Origin of the sequence: Intestinimonas sp. HCP28S3_D6 (assembly GCF_052065695.1) — a bacterium.
GTDB lineage: Bacteria > Bacillota > Clostridia > Oscillospirales > Oscillospiraceae > Intestinimonas.
In genome coordinates, this window is sequence record NZ_JBQHTM010000164.1 from 1 (window position 1) to 314 (window position 314).

General features: G+C 52.2%; 1 protein-coding gene. It reads left to right on the top strand.

The genetic code is table 11. The features are described from left to right. Positions 1 to 314, top strand: a 314-nt coding sequence (locus tag ACTNBK_RS17240; protein WP_441147932.1) for a GTP-binding protein, incomplete at both ends; no start/stop codon positions are given.

Sequence of the window (314 nt, forward strand, 5' to 3'; positions counted from 1 at the left end):
GATACGCCCGGCCACATGGATTTTTTGGCGGAGGTGTACCGCTCTTTGGCTGTTTTAGATGGGGCCATCTTGGTGATCTCCGCTAAAGATGGCGTGCAGGCCCAGACCCGTATTCTGTTCCATGCCCTGCGGAAAATGAACATTCCCACCGTTATCTTTATCAACAAGATCGACCAGGCTGGCGTTGATTTGCAGAGCGTGGTTCAGTCTGTTCGGGATAAGCTCTCCGCCGATATTATCATCAAGCAGACGGTGTCGCTGTCCCCGGAAATAGTCCTGGAGGAAAATACCGACATAGAAGCATGGGATGCGGT